This window comes from Streptomyces sp. NPDC006997, assembly GCF_040635175.1.
Taxonomy (GTDB): domain Bacteria; phylum Actinomycetota; class Actinomycetes; order Streptomycetales; family Streptomycetaceae; genus Streptomyces.
In genome coordinates this window covers 266765-292021 of the sequence record NZ_JBEYHH010000001.1, presented here as the reverse complement: position 1 = coordinate 292021, position 25257 = coordinate 266765, and the positions used below count along the sequence as shown (strand labels likewise).

General features: G+C 69.6%; 19 protein-coding genes and 1 pseudogene. 6 read left to right on the top strand and 14 right to left on the bottom strand.

All coding sequences use genetic code 11. From position 1 onward, the window contains the following. Positions 1-34 precede the first annotated feature (34 nt). The 7 genes from ABZ659_RS01275 to ABZ659_RS01245 form a co-directional block, all read right to left on the bottom strand. Positions 35-1735: a proline--tRNA ligase gene (locus tag ABZ659_RS01275; RefSeq protein ID WP_360212186.1), complete on the bottom strand. Its 1701-nt coding sequence runs from the start codon at positions 1733-1735 to the stop codon at positions 35-37. Positions 1736-1809: 74 nt separating this feature from the next. Continuing rightward, positions 1810-2361 (bottom strand): GNAT family N-acetyltransferase, encoded by a 552-nt coding sequence (locus ABZ659_RS01270; RefSeq protein WP_360212184.1) that lies wholly within the window; start codon positions 2359-2361, stop codon positions 1810-1812. 98 nt (positions 2362-2459) lie between these two features. Further along, a complete protein-coding gene (locus ABZ659_RS01265; RefSeq protein WP_360212182.1) occupies positions 2460-3308 on the bottom strand; it encodes a GNAT family N-acetyltransferase in 849 nt (282 codons plus the stop codon). Positions 3309-3426: 118 nt separating this feature from the next. After that, complete coding sequence (ispG, locus tag ABZ659_RS01260) at positions 3427-4584, bottom strand: flavodoxin-dependent (E)-4-hydroxy-3-methylbut-2-enyl-diphosphate synthase (protein ID WP_360212180.1); 1158 nt, start codon at positions 4582-4584, stop codon at positions 3427-3429. A 171-nt stretch (positions 4585-4755) separates the two neighbouring features. Beyond that, a complete protein-coding gene (locus tag ABZ659_RS01255; RefSeq protein ID WP_360212289.1) occupies positions 4756-6048 on the bottom strand; it encodes a site-2 protease family protein in 1293 nt (430 codons plus the stop codon). Positions 6049-6056: 8 nt separating this feature from the next. Then, positions 6057-7322 carry a 1-deoxy-D-xylulose-5-phosphate reductoisomerase gene (gene dxr, locus ABZ659_RS01250; protein ID WP_360212178.1) on the bottom strand — a complete coding sequence of 422 codons (1266 nt, stop codon included), beginning with the start codon at positions 7320-7322 and terminating at the stop codon, positions 6057-6059. A 55-nt stretch (positions 7323-7377) separates the two neighbouring features. Beyond that, positions 7378-9312: an acyl-CoA dehydrogenase family protein gene (locus tag ABZ659_RS01245; RefSeq protein ID WP_360212176.1), complete on the bottom strand. Its 1935-nt coding sequence runs from the start codon at positions 9310-9312 to the stop codon at positions 7378-7380. A gap of 308 nt (positions 9313-9620) precedes the next feature. Here ABZ659_RS01245 and ABZ659_RS01240 point away from each other — a divergent pair, with 308 nt between their 5' ends. After that, complete coding sequence (locus ABZ659_RS01240; RefSeq protein WP_360212174.1) at positions 9621-10670, top strand: LacI family DNA-binding transcriptional regulator; 1050 nt, start codon at positions 9621-9623, stop codon at positions 10668-10670. Positions 10671-10737: 67 nt separating this feature from the next. Continuing rightward, entirely contained in the window at positions 10738-12768 is a 2031-nt protein-coding gene (locus ABZ659_RS01235; protein ID WP_360212172.1) for a glycoside hydrolase family 31 protein, read from the top strand. Here ABZ659_RS01235 and ABZ659_RS01230 read toward each other — a convergent pair whose 3' ends face one another. Both ABZ659_RS01230 and ABZ659_RS01225 read right to left on the bottom strand, forming a co-directional pair. Continuing rightward, on the bottom strand, positions 12769-12960 hold the full coding sequence (locus ABZ659_RS01230) for a hypothetical protein (RefSeq protein ID WP_360212170.1): 192 nt from the start codon (positions 12958-12960) through the stop codon (positions 12769-12771). Between the two features lie 9 nt (positions 12961-12969). Continuing rightward, the gene (locus tag ABZ659_RS01225; RefSeq protein ID WP_360212168.1) at positions 12970-13818 is read right to left on the bottom strand and encodes a helix-turn-helix transcriptional regulator; all 849 of its coding nucleotides are present in this window, start codon (positions 13816-13818) and stop codon (positions 12970-12972) included. Positions 13819-14027: 209 nt separating this feature from the next. Here ABZ659_RS01225 and ABZ659_RS01220 point away from each other — a divergent pair, with 209 nt between their 5' ends. Continuing rightward, the gene (locus ABZ659_RS01220; RefSeq protein WP_360212166.1) at positions 14028-14441 is read left to right on the top strand and encodes an ATP-binding protein; all 414 of its coding nucleotides are present in this window, start codon (positions 14028-14030) and stop codon (positions 14439-14441) included. Between the two features lie 369 nt (positions 14442-14810). Here ABZ659_RS01220 and ABZ659_RS01215 read toward each other — a convergent pair whose 3' ends face one another. Continuing rightward, complete coding sequence (locus ABZ659_RS01215; RefSeq protein ID WP_360212164.1) at positions 14811-17057, bottom strand: caspase family protein; 2247 nt, start codon at positions 17055-17057, stop codon at positions 14811-14813. Between the two features lie 304 nt (positions 17058-17361). Here ABZ659_RS01215 and ABZ659_RS01210 point away from each other — a divergent pair, with 304 nt between their 5' ends. The 3 genes from ABZ659_RS01210 (at position 17362) to ABZ659_RS01200 (ending at position 19731) form a co-directional block, all read left to right on the top strand. Beyond that, positions 17362-17907 (top strand): winged helix-turn-helix domain-containing protein, encoded by a 546-nt coding sequence (locus tag ABZ659_RS01210; protein WP_360212162.1) that lies wholly within the window; start codon positions 17362-17364, stop codon positions 17905-17907. 215 nt (positions 17908-18122) lie between these two features. Next, a complete protein-coding gene (locus ABZ659_RS01205; RefSeq protein ID WP_360212160.1) occupies positions 18123-18473 on the top strand; it encodes a transposase in 351 nt (116 codons plus the stop codon). A 31-nt stretch (positions 18474-18504) separates the two neighbouring features. Beyond that, positions 18505-19731 carry a sulfotransferase gene (locus ABZ659_RS01200; RefSeq protein ID WP_360212158.1) on the top strand — a complete coding sequence of 409 codons (1227 nt, stop codon included), beginning with the start codon at positions 18505-18507 and terminating at the stop codon, positions 19729-19731. A gap of 9 nt (positions 19732-19740) precedes the next feature. Here the strand turns inward: ABZ659_RS01200 and ABZ659_RS01195 are convergent, their stop codons facing one another. The 4 genes and pseudogenes from ABZ659_RS01195 to ABZ659_RS01180 all read right to left on the bottom strand — a co-directional run. Further along, entirely contained in the window at positions 19741-20454 is a 714-nt protein-coding gene (locus ABZ659_RS01195; RefSeq protein WP_360212156.1) for a hypothetical protein, read from the bottom strand. A gap of 36 nt (positions 20455-20490) precedes the next feature. Beyond that, a complete protein-coding gene (locus ABZ659_RS01190) occupies positions 20491-22668 on the bottom strand; it encodes a glycoside hydrolase N-terminal domain-containing protein (protein ID WP_360212154.1) in 2178 nt (725 codons plus the stop codon). After that, complete coding sequence (locus tag ABZ659_RS01185; RefSeq protein WP_360212152.1) at positions 22665-24635, bottom strand: beta-galactosidase; 1971 nt, start codon at positions 24633-24635, stop codon at positions 22665-22667. Before ABZ659_RS01185 ends, ABZ659_RS01190 begins: the two co-directional genes overlap by 4 nt. After that, positions 24635-25093: pseudogene (locus ABZ659_RS01180) on the bottom strand (1,4-beta-glucanase); the annotation flags it as partial. The gene ABZ659_RS01185 and the pseudogene ABZ659_RS01180, both read right to left, overlap by 1 nt. Positions 25094-25257 lie beyond the last annotated feature (164 nt).

Sequence of the window (25257 nt, the reverse complement as noted above, 5' to 3'; positions counted from 1 at the left end):
GGGGGGTGCGCGGCCGGGCCGCGCCGCGTCGCGGCTACGCCGTGAGGCGGGCGATCGCCTCGGCGACCGGGAGTTCCTCGCGGTCGCCGGTGCGGCGGTCCTTCAGTTCGACGACGCCCTCGGCGGCGCGGCGCCCGGCGACGAGGATCTTCGGTACGCCGATCAGTTCCGCGTCGGTGAACTTCACGCCCGGCGAGACGCCCGCCCGGTCGTCGACCAGGACGCGCACCCCGGCGGCGGCCAGCTGGCCGGAGACGTCGAGGGCCAGCTCGGTCTGGAGGGCCTTGCCCGCGGCGACCACGTGCACGTCGGCCGGGGCGACCTCCTTGGGCCAGCACAGGCCCTTGTCGTCGGCGCTCTGCTCGGCGAGGGCGGCGACCGCGCGGGACACGCCGACGCCGTAGGAGCCCATGGTGACGCGGACCGGCTTGCCGTTCTGGCCGAGGACGTCGAGCTTGAGGGCGTCGGCGTACTTGCGGCCGAGCTGGAAGATGTGGCCGATCTCGATGGCGCGGTCCAGCTTCAGACCGGTGCCGCAGACGGGGCAGGGGTCGCCCTCCTCGACCACGACGACGTCGACGTACTCGTCCACCTCGAAGTCACGGCCGGCGACGACGTTCCTCGCGTGCGTGTTCGCCTTGTTCGCGCCGGTGATCCAGGACGTGCCGGGCGCCACGCGCGGGTCGGCGAGGTACCGGACCTTCTCCAGGCCCTGCGGGCCGACGTAGCCGCGGACCAGGTCGGGGCGGGTCGCGAAGTCCGCCTCGGTGACCATCTCGACGGCGGCGGGGGCGAAGTGCGCCTCGACCTTGCCCAGGTCGACCTCGCGGTCACCGGGCACCCCGACGGCGACGATCTCACCGTCCACCTTCACCAGCAGGTTCTTCAGGGTGGCGGAGGCCGGGACGCCGAGGGAGGCGGCCAGGGTCTCGATGGTGGGGGTGTCGGGGGTGTCGATGTCCTCGGCGGCGGGGACGTCGGCGGCCTCCACCGGCTTCAGGGCGTACGAGATGGCTTCGGTGTTGGCGGCGAAGTCGCAGTTCGGGCAGTCCGCGAAGGTGTCCTCGCCCGCCTCGGCGGGGGCCAGGAACTCCTCCGACTTGGAGCCGCCCATCGCGCCCGCGGTCGCCGCGCAGATGCGGTAGTCGAGGCCGAGGCGCTCGAAGATCCGCTGGTAGGCCGCGCGGTGCAGGGCGTAGGACTCGGCGAGGCCCTCGTCGGCGGTGTCGAAGGAGTAGGAGTCCTTCATCAGGAACTCCCGGCCGCGCAGGATGCCCGCGCGGGGCCGGGCCTCGTCGCGGAACTTGGTCTGGATCTGGTAGAGGATCACCGGCAGGTCCTTGTACGAGGACGCCTGGTCCTTCACCAGGAGGGTGAAGATCTCCTCGTGGGTGGGGCCGAGGAGGTAGTCGCCGCCCTTGCGGTCCTGGAGGCGGAACAGCTCGGCGCCGTACTCGTCCCAGCGGCCGGTGGCCTCGTAGGGCTCGCGCGGCAGCAGGGCGGGGAGGCTGACCTCCTGGGCGCCGATGGCGTCCATCTCCTCGCGGACGACCCGCTCCACGTTGGCGAGGACCTTCTTGCCGAGCGGCAGCCAGCTCCAGATGCCGGCGGCGGTACGGCGTACGTAGCCCGCGCGGACGAGCAGCTTGTGGCTGAGCACCTCGGCGTCCGCCGGGTCGTCGCGCAGCGTCTTCGCCATCAACTGGGACATGCGCTGGACCGGTGCGTTCGCCATGGTTGTCGTATCTCCTGCTGCGTGAGTGTGGTGCCAAGGAGGTTAGCCGGGCGGTGCGCGGCGGCGGAAATCGGTTATCGCGCTCCGCCGCGGTGGCGCAGCGGCAGGGGGGCGCCCATCACGGCGTACGGCTGGGGGGCGCTGGGGAACAGGACGCGGCGGGCGAGGTCCTGGTAGCCGAGGGAGTGGTAGAGGCCGCGGGCCGGGCTGTCGGTGTCGATCGCGGAGAGGATCGAGCGGGGCTCGGTCGCGGTGTCCGTGATGGTGGTGATCAGGGCACGGCCGATACCGCGGTTCTGGTAGCCGGGGTGGACGTGCAGCTCGGTGATGACGAAGGAGTCGTCGAGCCAGGCGTCGTGGCCCGCCGCGCGGAGGTACGGCTCCACGACGGTGGACCACCAGTGGGCGCGGCTGTTGGGCATCCCGTAGACGAACCCGACGAGGGCGCCGTCGGCGGTGGTGGCGCCGTAGGCCCGCGCCCCGGGGTAGGTCATGTGGCGCAGGACGATCTGGCGGCGGACGGCGATCTCGTCGGCACCGAGACCGAAGGCCAGGGCCTGCACGGTGAGCGCTTCGTCGACGTGGGTCGGCAGATCGAGGGTGCTGATCACGGTCTCGCGAAGCATGTGGGGAGCCTACAGGGGCGTTCTCGTTGTTCGCCGGGTGTCGCGCGAGTGTGGCTGGTCAGAGCGGTCGATCAGAGCTGCCGACCAGGGCCCGTCGGTCAGAACAGCACGCTCATGAACGCGCCGACCTCCCGGAAGCCCACCCTCTGGTACGTCCGGCGGGCCGCCGTGTTGTAGTCGTTGACGTAGAGGCTGGCCACGGGGGCGACGTCCGCGAGGGCGTAGCGCAGGACCGCCGCCATGCCGGGGGCGGCGATCCCCTTGCCGCGGTGTTCGGGGGCGACCCAGACGCCCTGGATCTGGCAGGCGCGGTCGGTGGCGGCGCCGATCTCCGCCTTGAAGACGACCTTGCCGTGTTCGTCGAAGCGGGCGAACGAGCGGCCGGAGCCGACCAGTTCGGCGACGCGGGCCTGGTAGAGCAGTCCGCCGTCACCGGCGAGCGGGGAGACGCCGACCTCCTCGGTGAACATCGCCACGCACGCGGGCATGATCGTCTCCATCTCGTCCTTGCGCACGCGGCGGACGTAGGGGTCCGGGGCGACGGCGGACGGCAGCCGGTCGGTGACCATCAGGGGCTGGCGGGCGCGGACCTCGCGCGGCGGGCCCCAGTGCGGTTCGAGGAGCCGCCACAGCAGGGCGGTGGACTCGGCGGGGCCGACGACGGAGGAGCAGCGCCGCCCGGCCCGGCGGGCGCGGTCGGCGAAGGCGCGCACGGCGCGCGGTCCGGCGCAGATGGGGACGAGGTTGGCACCCGCGTAGCACAGGGACGTGAGCATCCCGTGTTCGTAGAAGCCCCACATCTCGCCGCCGAGGCGCCACGGGTCGAGACCGGCGATCTGGACCCGGGAGGCCACGAAGGCGTTCGCGACCGGCTCGCGGTCGAGGACGGCGAGCGCGGCGTCCAGGTCGCTCGGTTCGAGGACCCGGGAGGTCGTCTGGGTCAACACGGTGCGGGGCCTCACAGGGGAATCTGCAGATCCCCGCACTGTACCTGCCGACCTTGTGCGGCGTCGTCCCGGAGGCCCGGCTCCCGCTTCCCGGCGTCCGCGGGAGTCCTGCCCGCGCTCAGCCCGCGACGGACACCGAGGGCTCGCCGGAGGCGGTTCCGGCGGCCTCCATCTGCTCGGCGAGCTTCATGGCCTCCTCGATGAGGGTCTCGACGATCTTGGACTCGGGAACGGTCTTGATGACCTCGCCCTTGACGAAGATCTGGCCCTTGCCGTTGCCGGAGGCGACGCCGAGGTCGGCCTCGCGGGCCTCGCCGGGGCCGTTGACGACGCAGCCCATGACGGCGACGCGCAGCGGGACCTCCATGCCGGTCAGGCCGGCGGTGACCTCCTCGGCCAGCTTGTAGACGTCGACCTGGGCGCGACCGCAGGACGGGCAGGAGACGATCTCCAGGCCGCGCTCCTTGAGGTTCAGCGACTCCAGGATCTGGATGCCGACCTTGACCTCCTCGGCGGGCGGCGCCGACAGGGAGACGCGGATGGTGTCGCCGATGCCCTGGGAGAGCAGCGCGCCGAAGGCGACGGCCGACTTGATCGTGCCCTGGAACGCCGGGCCCGCCTCCGTCACGCCGAGGTGCAGGGGGTAGTCGCACTGGGCGGCGAGCTGCTTGTACGCCTCGATCATGATGACCGGGTCGTTGTGCTTGACCGAGATCTTGATGTCCCGGAAGTCGTGCTCCTCGAAGAGGGACGCCTCCCACAGGGCGCTCTCGACCAGGGCCTCGGGGGTCGCCTTGCCGTACTTCTGGAGCAGGCGGCGGTCCAGGGAGCCCGCGTTCACGCCGATGCGGATCGGGGTGCCGTGGTCCTTGGCGGCCTTGGCGATCTCCTTGACCTTGTCGTCGAACTGCTTGATGTTGCCGGGGTTCACGCGGACCGCGGCGCAGCCCGCCTCGATCGCGGCGAAGACGTACTTGGGCTGGAAGTGGATGTCCGCGATGACCGGGATCTGCGACTTGCGGGCGATGGTCGCGAGCGCGTCGGCGTCGTCCTGCGTGGGGCAGGCGACGCGGACGATCTGGCAGCCGGAGGCGGTGAGTTCGGCGATCTGCTGGAGGGTGGCGCCGATGTCCGACGTGCGCGTCGTGGTCATCGACTGCACCGACACCGGGGCGTCGCCGCCGACCGCCACGGTGCCGACCTGGATCTGCCGACTCTTGCGGCGCTCGGCGAGCTTGGTCGGAACGGACGGCATACCGAGAGAAATCGCAGTCATCTGCTGTGCAACCCCAAGTCGTGGATCAAGGTCCGGTTCCGTCAGCGGCGGACTCCGGAGTCCGAGATTACGGCACGGACACCTCGCCGGGCACATCACGCCCCGCGAAACCCACTCGATGGAAGACGGCCCGGACACCGAGGGTGCCGGGCCGCCTGGAACGCCGTACGGCTAGGAGATCTTCACCGGGTTCACCACGTCCGCGATCAGCACCAGGATGGTGAAGCAGACGAAGATCCCGGCGACCACGTAGGCGACCGGCATGAGCTTCGCCACGTCGAAGGGGCCGGGGTCGGGGCGGCGCAGCACCCTGGCGACGTTGCGCCGCAGCGACTCCCACGCCGCGCCCGCGATGTGCCCGCCGTCGAGCGGGAGCAGCGGGAGCATGTTGAACAGGAACAGGGAGAGGTTGAACCCGGCGACCAGCATCAGGGCCATGGCCAGCTGCTGGGTGGGCGGGATGTCGAGGGTGAAGATCTCACCGCCGACGCGGGCCGCGCCGACCACGCCCATCGGGGAGTCGGGCTTGCGTTCGCCGCCGTCGAAGGCGGCGTCCCACAGGGCGGGGATCTTGCCGGGGAGGGCGGCGAGGGCGTCGGCGGCCTCGCCGACCCGGTCGGTCATCCAGACCACGGAGTCCCCGAAGTCCTGCTTGACGACGCCGGTGGCGGCGCTGAAGCCGAGGAAGCCCGCGGTGACGTACTCGCCCTCGACGACCTGGCCGTGGGAGTCCTTCTTGGCGACCTGGTTGGTGGCGATGGTCGCGTCCAGGGTGCGCTCCCGGCCGTCACGGTCGACGACGATCGACACGGCCTCGCCGGGGTGGGCGCGGATCAGGTCGGAGAGGTCGTTCCAGTCGTCGGTGCGGACGCCGTCGAAGGCGACGATCCTGTCCCCGGCCTTGAGGCCCGCGGCGGCGGCCGGGGAGGCGGGGTCACTGTCCCGGCACTTGTCGCGGTTCTCGCTCTGGGAGATGACGCACTGGGAGACCGAGCTGACGGCGGTGGTCTGCTGGGAGATGCCGAAGCCCATCAGGACGGTGAGGAACAGCGCCACCGCGAGGACCAGGTTCATGAACGGGCCCGCGAACATCACGATGACCCGCTTCCACGGCTTGCGGGTGTAGAAGAGCCGGGTCTCGTCGCCGGGGCACAGTTCCTCGAAGGCGGCCGAGCGGGCGTCCTCGATCATGCCGCGCCAGGGGGAGGTGGAGCGGGCCTCGATCTTGCCGTCCGGGCCGGGCGGGAACATGCCGATCATGCGGATGTAGCCGCCGAGCGGGACGGCCTTGACGCCGTACTCGGTCTCGCCCTTCTTGCGGGACCAGAGGGTGGGGCCGAAGCCGACCATGTACTGGGGCACGCGGATGCCGAAGAGCTTGGCCGTGGAGAGGTGCCCCAGCTCGTGCCAGGCGATCGAGAACAGCAGGCCGACCGCGAAGACGACTATGCCGAGGACCATCATCAAGCTCGTCATGCACGCGCCTCCACCGTCAGTGCCGTCAGTTCCCTGGCCCGGGTGCGGGCCCAGGTCTCCGCTTCGAGGACGTCCGACACGGTCAGTGAAGTTCCCGTGCCGGGGGTGCCGTGCTCCTCCACCACCCGGGTCACGGTCTCCATGATCCCGTTGAAGGGCAGTGCACCGCGCCGGAACGCGTCCACGCACTCCTCGTTGGCGGCATTGAACACCGCCGGGGCGGTGCCCGCGAGCGTGCCGACGTGCCGGGCGAGTTCGACCGACGGGAAGGCGTCGTTGTCGAGAGGGAAGAACTCCCAGGTGGAGGCGGTACTCCAGTCGAAGGCTGGCGCGGCGCCGGGGATCCGTTCCGGCCAGCCGAGACCGACGGCGATCGGCCCGCGCATGTCGGGGGGCGTCGCCTGGGCGAGGGTGGACCCGTCGGTGAACTCGACCATCGAGTGGACGTAGGACTGCGGGTGCACGACGACCTCGATGCGGTCGAAGGGGATGTCGTACAGCAGGTGCGCCTCGATCACCTCCAGGCCCTTGTTGACGAGGGTCGCGGAGTTGATGGTGATCACCGGGCCCATCGCCCAGGTGGGGTGGGCGAGGGCGTCCTCGACGGTGACGTGCGCGAGGTCCGCCTTGGTACGGCCGCGGAAGGGGCCGCCGGAGGCGGTGACGACCAGTTTGCGGACGTCCGCTCGGGTGCCCGCGGCCAGCGCCTGGAAGAGCGCGGCGTGCTCGGAGTCGACCGGGATGATCTGGCCGGGCTCGGCGAGCGCCTTGACCAGCGGGCCGCCCACGATGAGCGACTCCTTGTTGGCGAGCGCGAGGGTGCGGCCCGCCTCCAGGGCGGCGAGGGTGGGGGCGAGTCCGATGGAGCCGGTGATGCCGTTGAGGACGGTGTGGCACTCCGAGGCATCCGCGGCGGCCAGTCGGGTGGCCGCGTCGGGGCCCGCGAGGATCTCGGGCAGCGGCTCCCCGGCGCCGTACTCGGCCCGCAGGGCTTCCCGGAGGTCCGGTACGACGTCCTCGCGGGCGACGGCGACGGTCCGCGCCCGCAGCCGGTACGCCTGCTCGGCGAGGAGGGCGACCCGGCCGCCGTTGGCGGAGAGTCCGGTGACCCGGAACCGGTCCGGGTTGCGCAGCACCAGGTCGATGGCCTGGGTGCCGATCGACCCGGTGGACCCGAGGATCACCACGTCCTTCGGGCCGCCGCCCGCTACGGGGTCGTAGACGAGATGCGGGTCGGCGAGAGGGGATGGGCTGTCGCTCATCCCCCCATTGTGGCCGCAAGGACGGTGTGCACCGGACAGGGCGTCCCCTCTCACGTCACCTGATCGGGCGGTGCACGTTCTCCTTCGTGGCGGGTCCCGGGGTGGCGTCGGCGATCCAGGGGCCGTCGTCCGAGGGGTCGACGACGCCGTGCTCCAGCCACGCGTAGGTGCCGGAGAGGACGCCCTTGACGACCTTGCGGTCCAGGTCGTCGGTGTTGGTCCACAGTCGGCCGAAGAGTTCCTCGACGCGGATGCGGGCCTGCTGGCAGAAGGCGTCGGCGAGCTGGTACGCCTCGCGGCCGTGGTCGCCCCGGGAGCGCAGCAGCTCCGCCCGGACGCAGGCCGCGCTCATCGCGAACAGCTCGGCGCCGATGTCCACGACCCGGCCGAGGAAGCCCTGCTTGGTCTCCATCCGGCCCTGCCAGCGGGACATCGCGTAGAAGGTGGAGCGGGCCAGCTTGCGGGCGGTGCGTTCGACGTAGCGCAGGTGCGCGGAGAGGTCGACCTCCCGTTTGAACTCGGCGTACGACGTCGGGAGCTGGCCGGGGCCCGCGATCAGCTTCGGCAGCCACCTGGCGTAGAAGACGCCCGCCTGGGCGCCCGCCCTCGCCTTGTCCTGGAGGGACTTGTCGGGGTCGATGAGGTCCCCGGCGACGGAGAGGTGGGCGTCGACGGCCTCGCGGGCGATCAGCAGGTGCATGATCTCGGTGGAGCCCTCGAAGATGCGGTTGATGCGCAGGTCGCGCAGGATCTGTTCGGCGGGTACCGCGCGTTCGCCGCGGGCGGCGAGGGAGGCGGCCGTCTCGAAGCCCCGGCCGCCGCGGATCTGGACCAGTTCGTCGGCCATCAGCCAGGCCATCTCGGAGCCGTAGAGCTTGGCGAGGGCGGCCTCGATGCGGATGTCGTTGCGGTCCTCGTCGGCCATCTGGGAGGACAGGTCGAGCACCGCCTCCAGGGCGAAGGTGGTGGCCGCGATGAACGCGATCTTCGAGCCGACCGCCTCGTGCAGCGCGACCGGCTTGCCCCACTGCTCACGGGCGGCCGACCACTCACGGGCGATCTTCAGACACCACTTCCCGGCGCCGACGCACATCGCGGGCAGCGACAGGCGGCCGGTGTTGAGGGTGGTGAGGGCGATCTTGAGACCGGCGCCCTCGGGGCCGATGCGGTGGGCGGCGGGCACCCGGACCCGGTGGAAGCGGGTGACGCCGTTCTCCAGGCCGCGCAGGCCCATGAAAGCGTTGCGGTTCTCGACGGTGACGCCCTCCGAGCCCGCCTCCACCACGAACGCGGTGATGCCGCCCTTGTGGCCCTCGGACTTCGGCACCCGCGCCATGACCACCAGCAGGTCGGCCACGACCCCGTTGGTCGTCCACAGCTTCACCCCGTCGAGGACGTAGTCGTCCCCGTCGGGTACGGCGGTGGTGGCGAGCCGCGCGGGGTCGGAGCCGACGTCCGGCTCGGTGAGCAGGAAGGCGGAGATGTCGGTGCGGGCGCAGCGGGGCAGGAACGTGTCCTTCTGCTCCTGGGTGCCGAACATCTTCAGCGGCTGCGGGACGCCGATCGACTGGTGGGCGCTGAGCAGCGCGCCGACGGCGGGGCTGGCGGAGCCGACCAGGGCGAGGGCCTTGTTGTAGTAGACCTGGGTGAGACCGAGGCCGCCGTACTTGGTGTCGATCTTCATGCCGAGGGCGCCGAGTTCCTTGAGGCCGTCGACGACCTCGTCGGGGATCCGGGCGTCCCGCTCGATGCGGGCCGGGTCGATCTCGGTCTCGCAGAAGTCGCGGAGTTTGGCGAGGAACTCCTCGCCGCGCTGGACGTCCTCGTCGGGCGGGAGGGGGTGGGGGTGGATGAGGTCGAGCCGGAAGCGGCCGAGGAACAGTTCCTTGGCGAAGCTGGGCTTGCGCCAGTCCTGTTCCCGGGCGGCCTCCGCCACCTGGCGGGCCTCACGTTCGGTGACGGTGGGTCGGGTGGACGGAGCTGCGGACATGAGGCTCACCTCGCCGCGAATCGGGATCATGGGCCGTTTTGGCTACCGACGGGTGCTACCCGATCGTATGTACCCGATCCCGGGCGGGGCCACCACCCCGCGCGCGGCCGTTCGGCGGATACGGCGCGGATGTCCGGCCGTGCGCCTACTTTGAGGAGCGCGGGGCGCGTCGGAGGAGAGAAAGTCATCGAAGCGCTTCGACACCTATGGACACCCACCCCCACTGAAGCTACTGTCGAACCACCCTCACCGCCCCCTTGTCGGCAACGCGCCACTGTCGAAGCGCTTCACAACCCTTGGAGAGCCGGATGGTCACCCTCGCCGAGGTCGCCCAGCACGCCGGAGTGTCGGCGAGCACGGTGAGCTATGTCCTCAGCGGCAAGCGGTCCATCTCCGCGACCACCCGGCTGCGGGTCGAGCAGAGCATCCGGGAGCTGGGCTACCACCCGAACGCCGGTGCCCGTGCCCTGGCCAGCAGCAGGTCGAACATCATCGCGCTGATGATCCCGCTGCGTACGGACCTGTACGTGCCGGTGATGATGGAGATCGCCATCGCCGTCGCCACCACCGCCCGCACCCACGGCTACGACGTCCTGCTGCTGACCGGCGAGGAGGGCCCGGACGCCGTGCGCCGGGTCACCGGCAGCGGGCTCGCCGACGGCATGATCCTGATGGACGTGGAACTGGACGACGAGCGGCTGCCCCTGTTGCGGGATGGGGGTGCCCCCGGTCGAGCGAAGCCGGGAGTGGGGGACGACCAGCCGTCGGTGCTCATCGGGCTGCCCGCCGACACCACCGGGCTGACCTGCGTGGACCTGGACTGGTCGGCCACCGGGGCGCTCTGCGTGGCGCACCTGGCGCGGCTCGGCCACCGCGACATCGCCGTCATCGGCGAGGCCCCGGCCGTCTACGAGCGGCATACCGGCTTCGCGGAACGCACCCTCGACGGACTCCGCTCCCAGGCCCGCGAGCTGGGCGTCCGGCTGCTGCACCGGCCCTGTGAGGGCGGGTACGACGCGATGGCCGTGACGCTCGCCCGGGTCCTCGACGAACGGCCCGGCACCACCGGGTTCGTGGTGCAGAACGAGTCGGCGGTGGAGCCGCTGCTCGCGCTGCTGCGCCAGCAGGGCCGGGCCGTGCCGGAGGACATGTCGGTGGTCGCGATCTGCCCCGACCAGGTCGCCACCCAGGCGTCGGTGCGGCTGACGTCGGTCGCCATCCCCGCGCAGGAGATGGGCCGCAGCGCCGTGGAGCGGCTGGTCGCCAAGCTCGACGGCCGGGGCACGGACGAGGTCACGCTGATCACGCCCGAGCTGACGGTCCGGGCCAGCTCGGGCCCGGCGCCGACCACGCCCTGAACCACACCCATCCCCGCTGTCGTACGGCCCTCCCGGGCCGCGCGCTGCCCTTTTCAGGAGCACCCACGTGAACCAGCCCCAGGTCAGCCTCGCCCAGTCGTCCCCCACCGTCGGCACGCTCCGGGAGCGGGACGGCGCGCTGGAGTGGAGCGGCCGTCAGGAGACCGTACGCGTCGAGCCCTGGGGTCCGGACGCGGTCCGGGTGCGGGCCCGGCTCGGCGGCCCCGTGCTCGACGGACTGCCGGGCGCGCTGCTGGCCGAGGCGCCGCCGACCGGGTCCACCGTGAAGGTCGAGGACGGCGCCGGGCGGCTGACGGTCGGCGCGCTGACCGTCACGGTCGACGCCGAGGGCATGGTCCGCTTCCTGCGCACGGACGACGGCGGCGAACTCCTCGCCGAGGAGCGGGCGCACTTCTGGTGGCCGGGCCCGCGCCTCTACACGGCCGTCGGCAACGGCCACCACCGCCTTGAGCAGCGGTTCGCCGCCTACGACGACGAGAAGCTGTACGGCCTCGGCCAGCACCAGCACGGGCGCCTGGACCAGAAGGGGCTCGTCGTCGACCTGGTGCAGCGCAACGCCGAGGTGTCCATCCCGGTGCTGACGTCCAGCCGTGGCTACACGCTGCTGTGGAACAACCCGGCGATCGGCCGCGTGGAGCTGGCCCACAACGGGACGCGGTGGGTGGCGGACTCGGCCCGCCAGATCGACTACTGGGTCACCGCGGGCGCCCCCGCCGACGCCCAGCGCCGCTACAGCGCGGTGACCGGCCGCACCCCGATGCTGCCGGAGTGGGCGGCGGGCTTCTGGCAGTGCAAGCTGCGCTACCGCACCCAGGACGAACTGCTCGCCGTGGCCCGGGAGTACAAGCGGCGCGGGCTGCCGATCTCCGCGATCGTCTGCGACTTCTTCCACTGGACCCACCTCGGCGAGTGGAGGTTCGACCCGAAGGAGTGGCCCGACCCGGCGGCGATGGTCCGTGAGCTGGAGGAGCTGGGCATCAAGCTCGTCGTCTCGGTGTGGCCGTCCGTCTCCCCGCTCTCCGAGAACCACCCGGTGATGGAGCAGCGCGGCTACTTCATCGGCACCCAGTACGGCCCGCTCGCGCACGCCGACTGGCCGGACAAGGAGGTGGCGTCCACGGTCCAGGTGGCCTTCTACGACGCCACCAACCCGGAGGCCAGGGAGTTCGTGTGGTCCAAGATCAAGGAGAACTACCTCGACCCGTACGGCATCACCGCGTTCTGGCTGGACGCCTGCGAGCCGGAGCTGAAGCCGGGCTTCCCGGAGAACCTGCGCTACTGGGCGGGCCCCGGCCTGGAGGTCGGCAACCTCTACCCGGCCGACAACGCCCGCACCTTCGACGAGGGCCTGCGCGCGTCCGGCGTCGACGAGGTGATCACCCTCAACCGCTCGGCGTGGGCGGGCAGTCAGCGCCACGGCGCCGCGCTGTGGTCCGGTGACATCGGCACCGACTTCGCGACCCTGCGCCGCCAGCTGGCGGCCGGGCTGAACACGGCCCTGTCCGGCATCCCCTGGTGGAACACGGACATCGGCGGCTTCCACGGCGGCGACCCGGACGACGAGGCGTACCGCGAAGTACTCGTCCGCTGGTTCCAGTTCGGCGCGCTGTCCCCGCTGATGCGGCTGCACGGCTTCCGCGAGCCGGGGATGCCGCTGGGCCCGGAGATGACCGGCGGCCCGAACGAGGTGTGGTCCTACGGCGAGGCGGCGTACCCGGTCCTGGAGAAGTACCTCCGGCTGCGCGAGCGCCTGCGGCCGTACGTCCTCGACGTGATGCGCGAGGCCCACGAGCAGGGGCTGCCGGTGATGCGCCCGCTGTTCCTGGAGTTCCCGGACGACCCCGCCGCCTGGCGGGTCGACGACGCCTACCTCCTGGGCCCCGACCTCCTGGTGGCCCCGGTCCTGACGGCGGGCGCGACCACCCGCACGGCCTACCTCCCGGCGGGCGCGCGCTGGACGGACGCGTGGACGGGAGAGTCGTACGAGGGCGGTACGACGGTCACGGTCGACGCGCCCCTGGACCGCATCCCCCTGTTCCTGCGGGACGGGGCGCGGTTGCCGGTAGTCACCCGGTAATCACAGCAGATGGTCAGCCTTGCCTGCCTTGATATCGGTGATGAGGGTGCGCAGGGCTTCGAGGGAGTCGGTGAGGTAGCGGTCCTCTTGGCCGTTGACGGCTATGTAGCCGTTGCCGTCGGCGTCGGTGCCGAGGCGGAAGCAGGAGCTGCCTTCGGCGCAGAAGGGGGTTTCCCAGGTGATGTCGGGCACGAGTACTCCTCACAGTTGGCGTGCGATTTCACGAATGAAGTCTCGGGACTGCACGGGGGGCAGTGCTAGATCTTCCAACAGATCAAGTTGTGCCCGGTATTTCGCCAACTGCCCATCGGCGTGCAGGAACATGGGCCCGTGGGAGCTGTCCACCTGCACTGTGTCGAGCTGCGGTACGGGTCCTTCCATGTAGACGACGGTCTGCCCCGCTCCAGGGAAGGCGCCGAGAGCGAAGGGGACGGCGAGCACAGTGACGTTGTCCCGCTCGGAGACCTCCAGCAGGTATTCCAACTGAGCACGAGCCACGTCGGTGCCGCCGAACCGCATCCGCAGTGCGGCCTCGTGGATGACGGCGACGTAAGGGATCGCAGCGTCACCGGTGATCACCTGCTGGCGTTCCGTACGCAGCGCGAGGCGCAGGGCGACCTCGTGCTCGGGCAGGGCCGGGACCGCCGCTCGAAAAATGGCCATCGCCTGTTCTGATGTCTGGAGTACGCCCGGCACGTGCACGGTGTTGGCGCCACGCATCCGTACGGCACTGTGCTCCAATTCCGCGATGTCCAGCAGACCTTGAGGCAGGGTCCCGCGATAACGCTCCCACCAGCCCGTACGGGACTCGGCCATCTCGACGAGCGCCTCTACATATGTTTCATCGGTCACATCGCAGTTGCAGGCCAGTGTGCGTAGACGCTCGGCGCTGATACCACGGATGCCTGACTCGATGTTGGAGATCTTTCCCCGGTCCACGCCCAGCAAGCCCGCCGCGAATTCTGCGGACACGCCTGCCACCGTTCGGATGCGCCGCAGCTCACTCCCGAGTCGCTTCTGCCGTTCCGTGGGGGTTGTCCTTGGAGCCATGGTCCCTCCCACCCGCAGTGGTGATTTTCCTTGGACGCGTGGAAAATTTACCACCCACTGCTCTACTGTCAGTATCGCGCACGCTACACACCGCAACGCCGGAAGCGCACCGCGCGAACGTGCCCGTCCGCCCTGGGACGGGTGTGTCCGCGACCAGGGCGGCAGGCCACCGGCGACCTCAAACCCCGCACAGAGTCGTGGAGTTCGCCATGCCCGAGATCCCCCTCGTCCCTGCCCACTGGCACTTCCCCGCCCATCCCGCCTCCGTACGACGGGCCCGGCACGCTGTCGCCGAATCCCTCCCGGACGTCCTTCGGCCCCATCTTGCAGACGACCTGAAACTGTTGACCTCGGAACTGGTCACCAACGCAATCCGTCACGGCACCTGCGGGAAGGACGGGGACCTCGTGGAACTCGTACTGTGGCCAGCCGACGGTCACTACTGGCTGGCCGTCTCCGACCCAGGCACCGGCAAGCCCGTTCTGACCCACCCGGACGCCGATTCCGAGAGCGGCCGAGGCCTCCTCCTGGTCGAAAACCTCTCTACCGCCTGGACTGTCCGGCCCCGCCCCAAGCGCGGCACGTCCGTGATCGCAGGGCTCTCGTTCGACCAGGAAGGTTGACCCGGGGGGAGCGGTCGGCAGGGAGGAGACGAAGGGGCGGGCGGGCCAGGCCCCGTCGTCGCCAATGTTCTCCTCCCGACGGATCAGCCGCCAGGCCGGGATGAGGTGGGGCTATTCCCGACGCTTCCCGGTGATCAGGTAGGTGACGTCGCAACACTATGTGTCGAAAGATGGTGAGTTGGGCGGGCCAGGTTGAGGCACATGTTCTGGGTCAAGGCAGGCTGGTCCACGCGAGGGCGGTACCGCACTCCGTTACGCCGCTGGTGGGTGAGCCAACCCTTGCAGTCACGTAACGTCTTGACGCGAGGAACCACGCCTCGAACTCTCGGTTCGCCAGCCCCACGGCGACAAGCGCAAATCAAACGCTAGCTAAGACTCAAGGACTCCAAATACGCCGCGCAGCGCTTCCGCAAGATCTATAGCGTCACTTCGCACCATGCGATCAGGGAACCACTCTACGAAGACCTCGTACGTGCCTTTACGGCCATCATATCGCCTCGCTCTACTCTTCTCGGTTGACAGCGCTTGCTCCACCCTGCGATTGAGTATCTTCCGCATCCTCTCGTTCTTTACGTTCTCAAGAGATGCGCGACTCGTCGACTCAAGACGAAGGATGAGAAGTGGGGCAAATGATTTACCCCTAGGCTTCTCTTTCCATTCGATCGACGCCTGCCAGCCTCCAGAAGCATTAGTGAACGATGTGACGTCCTCCCGTCGCTGAATTTCATGCGTCAACTGATAGATGACTTCGTTGATATATTGAGACTTCGTCAACAGCTTCTCAAGATCAGTATGCTCAAGCTCCGATCCAATCTCCCTCAATCGTGAAACAATTTCTGAAAATTCCTGAATTCGCTCTCTAGGCTCAAACTTGGCACAGCCTTCATAGAGAGCCACGAGTTTTACAACTGTCTCATTTGGGCAAACTGCACCCATCTTGCGGGACAGCGTCTCAGCATTTCCCGTGATGTTAAGAGGGTCAGGGTCACGGTCAGCAAAGCAGAAAAACATCAGCTGACCAAAGGAGAAGACGTCAAGAGTGGGATTACGACTGTGCGCAGCTCTAGGATCAAAGGAAATATATTGTTCAGGGGCGGCGTAATAGACAACACCCATTGCACTTTTCGTAGCCCTTTGGGTTTGAGTACTAAACCATGCAAGATCGAAATCTGTTAGATACGGGCGATAGATGCCCTCCTCTGAGTACCTGCATACAATGTTCTCGGGTTTGATGTCGCGATGGATAACCCCGTGATCGTGGGCATGTTCGATCGCTTCCGCCGCTTCCAGAAGAAGATTCACAATATCTCCCGGATTCATGAACGTGGCCGGGCGCAGCTTCCGCAAATCACTTCCATCAACGTAGTCCATGACAAATCCCGTTGGACATGTACTGTAGCGGGATACTTTCACAATGCGCGGGTGCGAAAGAAGCTTCATAGCTTCGTAGCCGTTTCGGAAGCGCTTCACCTTCTCACGGTCGTGGAGTTCGTAAGGATGATAGACCTTGTAAGCACAGGCATTCCCTTCCTCGATCCGAACCTTCCACACAGTCCCGAATCCGCCCGCACCAATCTGAGACTCAACTACTCCTTCCCTCATTTTGGTGCCCACCTCAATCAACCCTAGCTCCGTCTGATACCTGGTCAGCGTATCGCGAGCTTGTTTGTAGAGAGGGCGGGTAGGGAGCCCTTGAATGCGGTCTTTCTCGTCGAACCAGTTTGAAATGTTCTCCAGCCTTCGCGACGCGGCATAGTGCCCATCTGTCCGCCATGAGGAGATATCATAGCTGGCCTTGAAGCGATTGTAGTCATCCAAGAACTCTCGCGCCTCCGCCTCAAATCTTGCGTACTCGGATTCGATCCTCGGAGGCGCCAATTGGGGAGTGAAGTCTCGTCCAATCACCAACTCCCCTTGGACTCTCCCACCGAATACTGGATGCTGCTCTCTACCTTCCCTCTCAGACATTCCTCGCGAAATAACGCTATAGACACTGTGAGCAGTCACCAACCCTGCATGATCGGCTGCGGCGCCAGCCAAGGCTGAGATTAAGTAATAGGTGAATACGCCGTGCCCCAAATTGTTAACTTCCCAGGCGACTTGGTTTTCAGTGCAAGCCGCTATAACGGCCGACGAAGGGTTCGCCTGCCGTACCGCCTGAGTAACTTCAGAGTTCTTCAAACTTTCCACACGGAGAGCGGAATTCTCCTTTCCCGTAAGGGCCCCTCCCGCGTGACAGCAGTCCAAGAGAATGAGCACCTGCGTCTTGGACTCTTCTAAGGGCTCCAATATCCTAAGGATGTCTGACAATGGAATACCTTCATCGAATTCCTTGTTATCGAAGGTAACTAGAAAGTTCCCAAGATCAGTGGAAGCTCCATGCCCAGAGAAGTAGAATAGGATTTTATCTGCGCCGGAGTTTCGAGCTTCGAGCAGCCATCGGAGAATGGATGACTTAGTGGCTTCTCCGTTCACCAGGCGACTGACCGAAAAATCGTATTCCGGCATTGTGAGTATCTCTGCCACCTGGTCCACGTCGTGCTCGGCACTAGGGAGAGACGTCCACCGGTCACGATAAGCAGTAATACCAACTGTCAGTGCTAGCGCAAGCCCCACTGGCCCTCCTTACGTAGGTCACTGAATCTTAGCGCTGTCTCGACATGGCCACAGCAGTTGCTACAGGTTTACTCAAGGTCATCTTCTAGCAGGGTCTCCCGAATCTGGGGCCTGGCCACGCCATATCAAATCGGATGTTGAGGCACAATCAGGCAGAGAGGCTCTTCTTCGATCAAGGGATTCAGAGTTCACTACAAGCCAACCGCTGGGCGGAGCTCCCCTTTCCCGACACCAGTTACTCAGGTTGAACTCGTGGAGTCCGGGGGTCCGTGACGGTTCTTGATCGTTGCGGTACGACGTCGTCATGCGGTACGCGCATGGGGGCGGGCTGACGCCCAAGGAGCAGGAAGAGCGGGAGCGGGTGCGCCTTGAGGCGGCCGGGCGGTTCGCCTGTGGTGCGAAGACCGAGACCGTCGCGAGGGAGTCTCGGGTGACGTCGCGGTCGGTGCGACGTTGGCGGCGGGAGTGGGAGGAGGGTGGTGCGGACGCCCTGCGCTCGAAGGGGCCCGCCTCGGCGGAACGGCTGAGCTCCCGGCAAGGGGAGCGGCTGGAGCGGGAGTTGAAGCGGGGCCCGCTCGCGCACGGCTGGGACGACGAGGTCCAGGGGTGGACGCTGAAGCGGGTCAAGCTGCTGATCGGGCGGATGTTCCACGTCGGGTACACGATCCAGGGCGTGTGGAAGCTGTTGCGGCGGCACGGCTGGTCCGCGCAGGTGCCCCTGCGGCGGGCGATCGAACGCGACGACGAGGCGATCGAGGTGTGGAAGGCCGAGGTGTGGCCGCAGGTAAAAGGACCGCGGCGGACCTGGGCGCCCACATCTGCTTCGAGGACGAGGCAGGCCAGGGGCTGAGGCCGCCGAAGGGACACACCTGGGCACCGCGCGGAGCCCGGCCGGTGGTGCGGGTGCGGGTGCGCGGCCGCAACCGGGGACGGGTCAACATCGCCGGCGTGGTCTGCTACCGCGCCGGATGCCGCTCCCGGTTCTTCTTCAAGCTGCACATCTAGCACGGGCGCCGGGGCGAGCCGAAGGCGTTCTCCTGGCGCCAGTACCGCGACCTGATCGTCATGACCCACATCCAGCTCGGCACCCCGGTGGTGTGGTGCTGGGACAACCTGAACGTGCACCTGGTGAAGGAGCTGGCCGACTTCGCAGAGGATCACAAGGACTGGTTACAGATCTTCCAGATGCCCTCCTACGCACCGGAGCTGAACCCGGCCGAGGGAATCTGGTCGCTCCTCAAGCGGCACCTGGCCGACTTCGCCGCCGCCGACCTCACGCACCTCACCCGCGTGATCAAGCGGAAGCTGAAGAAGATCCAGTACCGGCCCCACCTGGTCGACGGCTGTCTGCCACCCACCGGTCTGACCATGGACGATGACGCGATCAGACCGCCGGACTCCACGAGTTCAACCTGAGTAAGGTCCTCGTGTGGAAAGGAGCCGCCCCGTGACCACCGTCCCCCGCCCCCTCGCCCTGGCCAACGTGCTGGTGCGTCCGATGTTCCGGTCCCGTCGTGACCCCGACCAGGTCTTCGACCGGCTGCTCGCGGAGGCGGGGCGGACCGTGCGGAGGGAGGCCGGGCGGACGCTCGGGGAGGAGCCCGGGGGTGACGAGGAGTTCACCGAGGGGTTCCGGCTGCTGCTGCGGCACTGGGCGGCGGCGCCGGACCTGACGCCCGTGGGCTGGCAGTCCGCGCAGGCGCACGTGCGCAGGCACCTCACCAACCGGGCCCGCGTGCGGCGGCTGGTCGCCGAGCACCCGGCGATCGAGCGGGAGCCGGTCGAGCGGCCGGTGTTCGTGGTGGGGCTGCCGCGCACCGCGACGACGCTCACCCACGGCGTGCTGTCGCTGGCGGAGGGGCACCGCGGCCCGCTGCTGTGGGAGCTGCTCACCCCCGACCTGCACACCACGCCGGTGCGGCAGCGCAAGGCGGTCACGACGGCACGGCGGATGGTGCGGGGCACCGAGCTGTTCGTGCCGCGCTTCCGGGACATCCACCCGATGGTCGCGGAGGGCCCCGAGGAGTGCACCTTCGCCCTGCCGCACGCCCTGATGCCGCTGTCCCAGGCGCACATACCAGCGTACCAGCAGTGGCACTGCGGACGCGACTTCACCGCGGACTACCAGCACCTCAAACGGGTCTACCAGGTGCTCCAGTACGGCCGTCCGCGGCGGCGCTGGGTGTTGAAGTCGCCGATGCACCTGGAGAACCTGGACGCGCTGCTGCGGGTGTTCCCGGACGCGACGGTGGTGTGGACGCACCGCGACCCGGTCACCGTCCTGGCGTCGTTCTGCTCGCTGGTCGAGCACGGCATGGCCGCCAGCACCCACCCCGTCGACCCGCACGCCGTCGGCGCCACCTGGCTGGAACTGCTGGGCCGGGCCATGCGCCGGGCACTCACCGCGCGGGCCGCGATCCCGCCGGAGCAGCTCGTGGACGTGCCGTACTCCTGGCTGGGCACCGACCCGGCCGCGGGCGCCCCGAAGCTGTACGCCGCCGTCGGCGCCCGCTGGACCGACGCGGACGCCGCGCGGCTGCCGGAGGTGGTGGCCCGCCCCAAGGGCGCCCGGCCGCACGGCTACGAGCTGGCCCGGTACGGCCTCGACCGCGCGGAGGTCGAGGCGGTGTTCGCCGACTACAACGCCCTGCGGGCCGAGGTCGACCGGGCCTGAGCTGCGCGCTCAGCCGCCGCTGACCGTGAGGTTGTCGGTGCGGAAGTCCAGGCCGCCCGAGGACGAGGTGATCTCGTAGCCGAACTGGACGTCACCGATGGTCTCGTTGCCCATCCAGCCCTTGGTGTCCTTGATCCACTTCAGGATCGGGAGGATGTTCACCGTCCCCGAGCTGGAGTCCGAGGTGCGCAGGAACGAGAAGACCTCGTTGTTGCCGTTGCTGCCCTTGTAGACGTTCCAGGTGTGGCCGCCGAGGCTGACGCTGCCCTGTGCGGTGCCGAGCGGGCCGACCGCGCCGTTGTGGTTGACCCACAGCATGATCTCGTAGTCGTAGTCCGTGTCCCAGATGTCGTACGAGGTGTTGTACGCGCCCGCCGACGGGACCGTGACGTTGTAGCTGCTGGTCAGGGAGGTCAGGGAGGTGATCGGCTTGTTGATCACCTTCTTGGCGTTGGGGTAGGACTTGATGCCGCCGGTGTTGGGGTGGTTGGCCCACACGCCCCAGCTGGTGCCGGAGTTGGCCCAGACGCACTGGGCGCCCGCGCCGGAGCCCCAGATGTTGTTGTAGAGGGTGTAGCCGTTCAGGGTGGTGTTGCCCCACTGGTCGCAGGTGCTCCAGATCGCGGCGTGCGCGGGCGCGGAGGCCAGGCCGACCGTCGCGCCGAGCGCGAGCGCCGGGGCGAGCAGGGCCTTGGCGGCCTTGCCGAGGGTGCTGGTTGCCATGGTGTCCCTTCCATGGGTGGGGGGATGGTGCGGGGGTTACCACGCCCCGAGGGTCAGGACGCGGTCCTCCCCGGCGACGAGGTCGAGCGGCTCGGCGCCGGAGGAAGTCCTGAGTTCGACGCGGTGGGTGCGGCGGGGGCGGACCACGGCCGTGGCGCCGTCCGGGCGCCAGGTGAGGTCGACCTCCGCGCCGAAGCGGGTGCGGATCCCGTGCAGGGCCCCGCGCGGGCACGGCGGCGCGGGCAGCAGCACCAGCCGGTCCGGGGTGGACTGGACGAGCGCCTCGACGAGCAGCGCCGGGAGGGTGTGCGCGGCGTCGGCGTTGTAGACGTCGCGGTGCGGGTAGTGGGCGCTCATCAGGGAGGCGTGGAAGAAGTCGCCCTCCAGGACACGGGCCAACGCCTGCGCCACCCGGGCGCGGTCGCGCAGCCGGGACGCGATCAGGGCGTGGTGGAGGTGGCCGTGCGCGGAGTCGTTCTCGGGGCCGCGCAGGGTCAGGGCCCGGTGGGCGGCTGCCGCGAGGTCCGGGGTGTCGTAGGGGTTGATCTCCTCCAGCGGCCAGACGCCGTAGAGGTGGCTGAGGTGCCGGTGGTCGTAGGAGTCGTCGAGGCCGGGCCACGCCCACTCCGCGAGGGCGCCGTCGGCGTTGACGCGGTGCGGGGGGAGCCGGTCGGCGAGGGCCAGCCAGCGGTCGGCGCGCTCGGGGTGGTACGCGGCGGCGGTGCGCAGGGCGTGCCGGGCGGCGGACAGGTCCATGGCCGCGTTGACCGCGCCCCAGCTGGCGTTCGCGGGCCGGTTCTCGGGCGAGTAGGAGGGGACGACGACGAGGTGGCCGTCGCGGTCGGTGCGGGTGAGGAAGTCCTCGTAGAACTCCGCGACCTCGGCGAGGGCGGCGGCGGTGCGCGGGTCACGCTCCCCTCGGGTCTCGTCGTGGTCGACGAGGGGTTTGAGCAGCCAGTCGGCGCCCGCGGTCCACAGGTGCAGCGGGTACGCGCGGCTGAAGTGGTACGAGTGTCCCGACTCGCCGTCGCTGTGGCCGGGCGCGACCGCGCCCCGGGTGCCGAAGACCTCGCGGGCGTTGTCCCGCCAGTCCGGGAGCTGGCGCTGGACGAGCGCGGCGTGCGCCTCGGTCACCTCGGGGAGGGCGGCAGCGGCGGCGGAGGCGGTCTGGAGGTTGAGGTTGGCGTCGTAGGTGAAGGCGCCGGACCAGGCGGTGTCCCACTCGCCGGTCCACAGTCCGGTGAGCCGGGGCGGGTGGTGGCCGCTGGCGGAGAGCAGGTGGTAGCGCCCGGCGGCGAAGAGGCGTTCGAGGAGCGCCGGGCTCCACGGGCGCTTGAGCAGCTCCGAGCCGGGCAGGGCGCGTTCGGCGGGGTCGGCGGCGAGGTCGAGGGCGACCCGGGCGTAGGCGGTGCGGTGGGCGGTGAGGTGCCGGTCGAGGAGCGTGTCGTACGGCGCCGTCAGCGCGCGCAGGGCGTGGGTCTCGGCGACCACGTCCAGCTCGCCGGTGTGGCGCCGCACCCGGGTGAGCAGCAGCACCTTCCGGGCGCCGGTGACGTGCACGGCGGGCGGCGTGAGGGTGGTTTGGCCGCCGGTGACCTGGGCGAGGGTGACGCCGGTGTACGCGAGGTCGCTCTCCGGGTACCCGGCGCGCAGGCTCAGGACGGCGCCCTCGGGGGTGCGCAGCACGCCGCTGCCGACGCTCAGCGTGAGCGGCACCCCGGCGAGCTGGTGGTCGAGGCGGATCCTGAGGTCGAGTCCGGGCCCGGCGATCTCGTGCACGACCACGTCGTCCGCGCGGGAGACGACGAGGCGGCTGGTCCAGTCGCCGGTGCGGGCGGTGGCCTCGCCGGAGGTGAAGTCGACGGCGCGGCGGTAGTCTCGGGGCTCTCCGTCGGGGCGGTCGAGGCGGAGCTGGAAGGCGGGGTGGAAGGGGCGCACCCATCGCAGCTCCCGCCCGTCCGTGAACTCCTCGGCGGCCGTGGTGTCCCCGGCCAGCAGCCGGTCCTGGAGGCCGGGCAGCCGCTCGGCGAGCCGCGGGGGTCCGGGGTGCGGGCCGTGGGGGCGTACGAGGGTGTGGTGCGTGACGATGACACGGTCAGCGTTCGGGTCACCGGACACCAGGGCGCCGTGGTGGCCGTTGCCGCTCAGGAAGGCGTCCTCCCAGCGGGCGGCGGGGTGCGGCTCCCAGGTGCCGTGCACGGGTGACGACGTCATGGCCGCAGCACCGCCACTCCGAAGCGCGCGAGCCGTAGCCCGTCGCGGACGTCCGCGCCGGTCAGCAGCTCCCGGTGGGTTCCGGGCACGGCGACGGTGACCGGCTCCCGTCCGTGGTTGAGGACGAACAGCAGCTCACCGCGGCGTACCGCCTCCACGCCCTCCGGCAGCCCGTCGAGCACCGGTCGCACGCCCGCCCCCGCGGCGATCCGGGCGAGCAGCGCGCGCAGCGCGTCGGGTTCCGGGAGGGTGGAGAGGTACCAGGCGCGCCCCCGGCGCAGCACGGCGGGCAGCCCGTCGAGTTCGCCGCCCCGGTAGTCGATCCGCTCGTCGACGTCGTCGGCGGCCTCGATCTCCTCCGACCAGAGCGTGCCGCGGAAGCCGTCGCAGTCGGCGGTCTCCCCCTCGTCCAGCGGCCACCACTCGTGCAGGGTGCGGACGCCGAACAGCTCGCGCAGCCGGGGGTCCATGCCGCCGGGGCGCACCCGGTCGTCCCGGTCGGCGACGCCGGTGAGGAAGCCGCAGACGAGGGTGCCGCCGCCGGCGGCGTACGCGCGCAGGTTGTCGACGGCGGCGTCCGTCAGGAGGTAGAGCTGCGGGACGACGACCAGTTTCCGCCCGGTCAGGTCGTGCTCGGGGTGGGCGAAGTCGGTGGTGAGACCGGCCTCCCAGAGCGCCCGGTGCCAGGCCGTCAGCAGGGTCGGGTGGTCGGCGCGGGCGGAGAGGCGGCCGTCCTGCTCGGCGGCCCACCAGGCGTGCCAGTCGTGCAGGACGGCGACCTCGGCGGCGACGTCCCGGCCGACGACCTCGCCGCCGACCCGCTCCAGCTCGGCGCCGAGCTGTCTGACCTCCTGGAACGTCCGCCCCCGCTCACCGGCGTGGCCGAGCATCCCGGAGTGGAACTTCTCGGCGCCCTGCCGGGACTGCCGCCACTGGAAGTAGCAGACGGCGTCCGCGCCCCGGGCGACGGCCTGCCAGGACCAGAGCCGGTTCAGGCCGCGTGGCTTGGGGTGGTTCACGCCCCGCCAGTTGACCGCTCCCGCCGCCTGCTCCATCAGCATCCACGGGCCGCGTGCCTGCGACCGGGTGAGGTCCTGCACCAGAGCGCCCCCGTGCGCGCCCCCGACCGGGTCACGCGGGTCGGGATAGAGGTCCACGGAGACGACGTCCTCCTCCTCGGCCCAGCGCCAGGCGTCCTGGCCGAAGAAGAGCGGCATGAAGTTGGTGGTGACCGGCAGGTGCGGGGTGTGGCGCCGGACGATGTCCCGCTCGGCGGTGAAGCACTCCAGGAGCATGTCGGAGGTGAAGCGCCGGAAGTCCAGCACCTGGGCGGGGTTCTTGAGGTAGTGGGTGCGCCGGGCGGGCAGGATCTCCGCCCAGTTGTCGTAGCCCTGGCTCCAGAAGGCGGTGCCCCAGGCGTCGTTGAGGGCGTCGACCGTCCCGTACCGCGCGCGCAGCCAGTCGCGGAAGCGGGCGGCGGCCTCGTCGCCGTGGTCGGGGGTGCAGTACTCGTTGTTGATGTGCCACAGGGTGAGCGCGGGGTGGTCCGCGTACCGGGCGGCGAGGTCCTCGGTGATGGCGGCGGCGTGCCGCCGGTAGACGGCGCTGGAGTGCGAGAAGTGCTGCCGCCCGCCCCACCACTCCACCCGTCCGTCGGCGTCCCGGGGGAGCGTCTCCGGGTGCAGCCTGCCGAGCCAGGGCGGCGGCGCGGAGGTGGGCGTGGCGAGGACGACGCCGACGCCGTGCGCGTGCAGCAGGTCGAGGAGCCGGTCGAGCCAGCCGAACTCCCGCGCCCCCGGACGGGGTTCGAGTCGCGCCCAGGAGAAGACGCCGACGGTGACGGAGTTGACCCCGGCGTCCTTCATCAGCCGGACGTCCTCGTGCCAGGTCTCCTCCGGCCACTGCTCGGGGTTGTAGTCCCCGCCGAAGAGCAGCCGCCCGCGTGTGGCGTCGCCGAGTCCGGGCATCAGACCGGCTCCCCGTACTGGATGCCGCGCCCGTTGGTGCCGAGGTAGACCCGGCCGTACACGCGCGGGTCGCCGGTGATGACCTCGCCGGTCCAGTCCCACTGGTGCCGGTCGTCGTTGATCCGGGTCCAGCTCGCGCCCGCGTCGTCGGAGCGCAGCACGGCGGTGACCGCGTCGGTGGCGCCGACCTGGTAGACGGCCGGGTAGTCGGCGGCGCCCTTGCCGAAGCCGAGGGTGTACGACGCCCAGCAGCTCGTCCGTTCGCTGCAGCCGACGCCGCCGTCCGTGGACCGGTACAGCCCGTTCCACTTGGTGCTGAGCCAGAGGTCACCGACGCGTCCGGGCGCGGCAGCCACCTTGGACTGGTCGTCGCCGGACGGCAGTCCACTGGCCCCCGGGACGGGGGTGCGCCCGGCGCCGGTGCTGGCGTGCAGCGTCCCGGCGTCGGGGTCGTAGGCCGGTGCGGCTCCGGGAAGCGGCAGCGCGGAAACGGCGGCGGCTCCGGCCAGAACGGTGCCTCGCGCCGGTTTGAGCGTGTGCATGACATACCTCGCCTGATAACTGGGAGGGAGTGGAATGAGTCAGGAGCGCGGGACCGTGTCGATACGCGGCTCCGCCGCGT

Coding starts and splice junctions, on each gene's coding strand:
- ABZ659_RS01195 (WP_360212156.1), bottom strand. CDS start 20,454: ATGGCAACCAGCACCCTCGGCAAGGCCGCCAAGGCCCTGCTCGCCCCG.
- ABZ659_RS01240 (WP_360212174.1), top strand. CDS start 9,621: ATGGTCACCCTCGCCGAGGTCGCCCAGCACGCCGGAGTGTCGGCGAGC.
- ABZ659_RS01185 (WP_360212152.1), bottom strand. CDS start 24,635: ATGCCCGGACTCGGCGACGCCACACGCGGGCGGCTGCTCTTCGGCGGG.
- ABZ659_RS01270 (WP_360212184.1), bottom strand. CDS start 2,361: ATGCTTCGCGAGACCGTGATCAGCACCCTCGATCTGCCGACCCACGTC.
- ABZ659_RS01205 (WP_360212160.1), top strand. CDS start 18,123: ATGACCCACATCCAGCTCGGCACCCCGGTGGTGTGGTGCTGGGACAAC.
- ABZ659_RS01210 (WP_360212162.1), top strand. CDS start 17,362: ATGCGGTACGCGCATGGGGGCGGGCTGACGCCCAAGGAGCAGGAAGAG.
- ispG (WP_360212180.1), bottom strand. CDS start 4,584: ATGACTGCGATTTCTCTCGGTATGCCGTCCGTTCCGACCAAGCTCGCC.
- ABZ659_RS01220 (WP_360212166.1), top strand. CDS start 14,028: ATGCCCGAGATCCCCCTCGTCCCTGCCCACTGGCACTTCCCCGCCCAT.
- ABZ659_RS01245 (WP_360212176.1), bottom strand. CDS start 9,312: ATGTCCGCAGCTCCGTCCACCCGACCCACCGTCACCGAACGTGAGGCC.
- ABZ659_RS01225 (WP_360212168.1), bottom strand. CDS start 13,818: ATGGCTCCAAGGACAACCCCCACGGAACGGCAGAAGCGACTCGGGAGT.
- ABZ659_RS01190 (WP_360212154.1), bottom strand. CDS start 22,668: ATGACGTCGTCACCCGTGCACGGCACCTGGGAGCCGCACCCCGCCGCC.
- dxr (WP_360212178.1), bottom strand. CDS start 7,322: ATGAGCGACAGCCCATCCCCTCTCGCCGACCCGCATCTCGTCTACGAC.
- ABZ659_RS01255 (WP_360212289.1), bottom strand. CDS start 6,048: ATGATGGTCCTCGGCATAGTCGTCTTCGCGGTCGGCCTGCTGTTCTCG.
- ABZ659_RS01275 (WP_360212186.1), bottom strand. CDS start 1,735: ATGGCGAACGCACCGGTCCAGCGCATGTCCCAGTTGATGGCGAAGACG.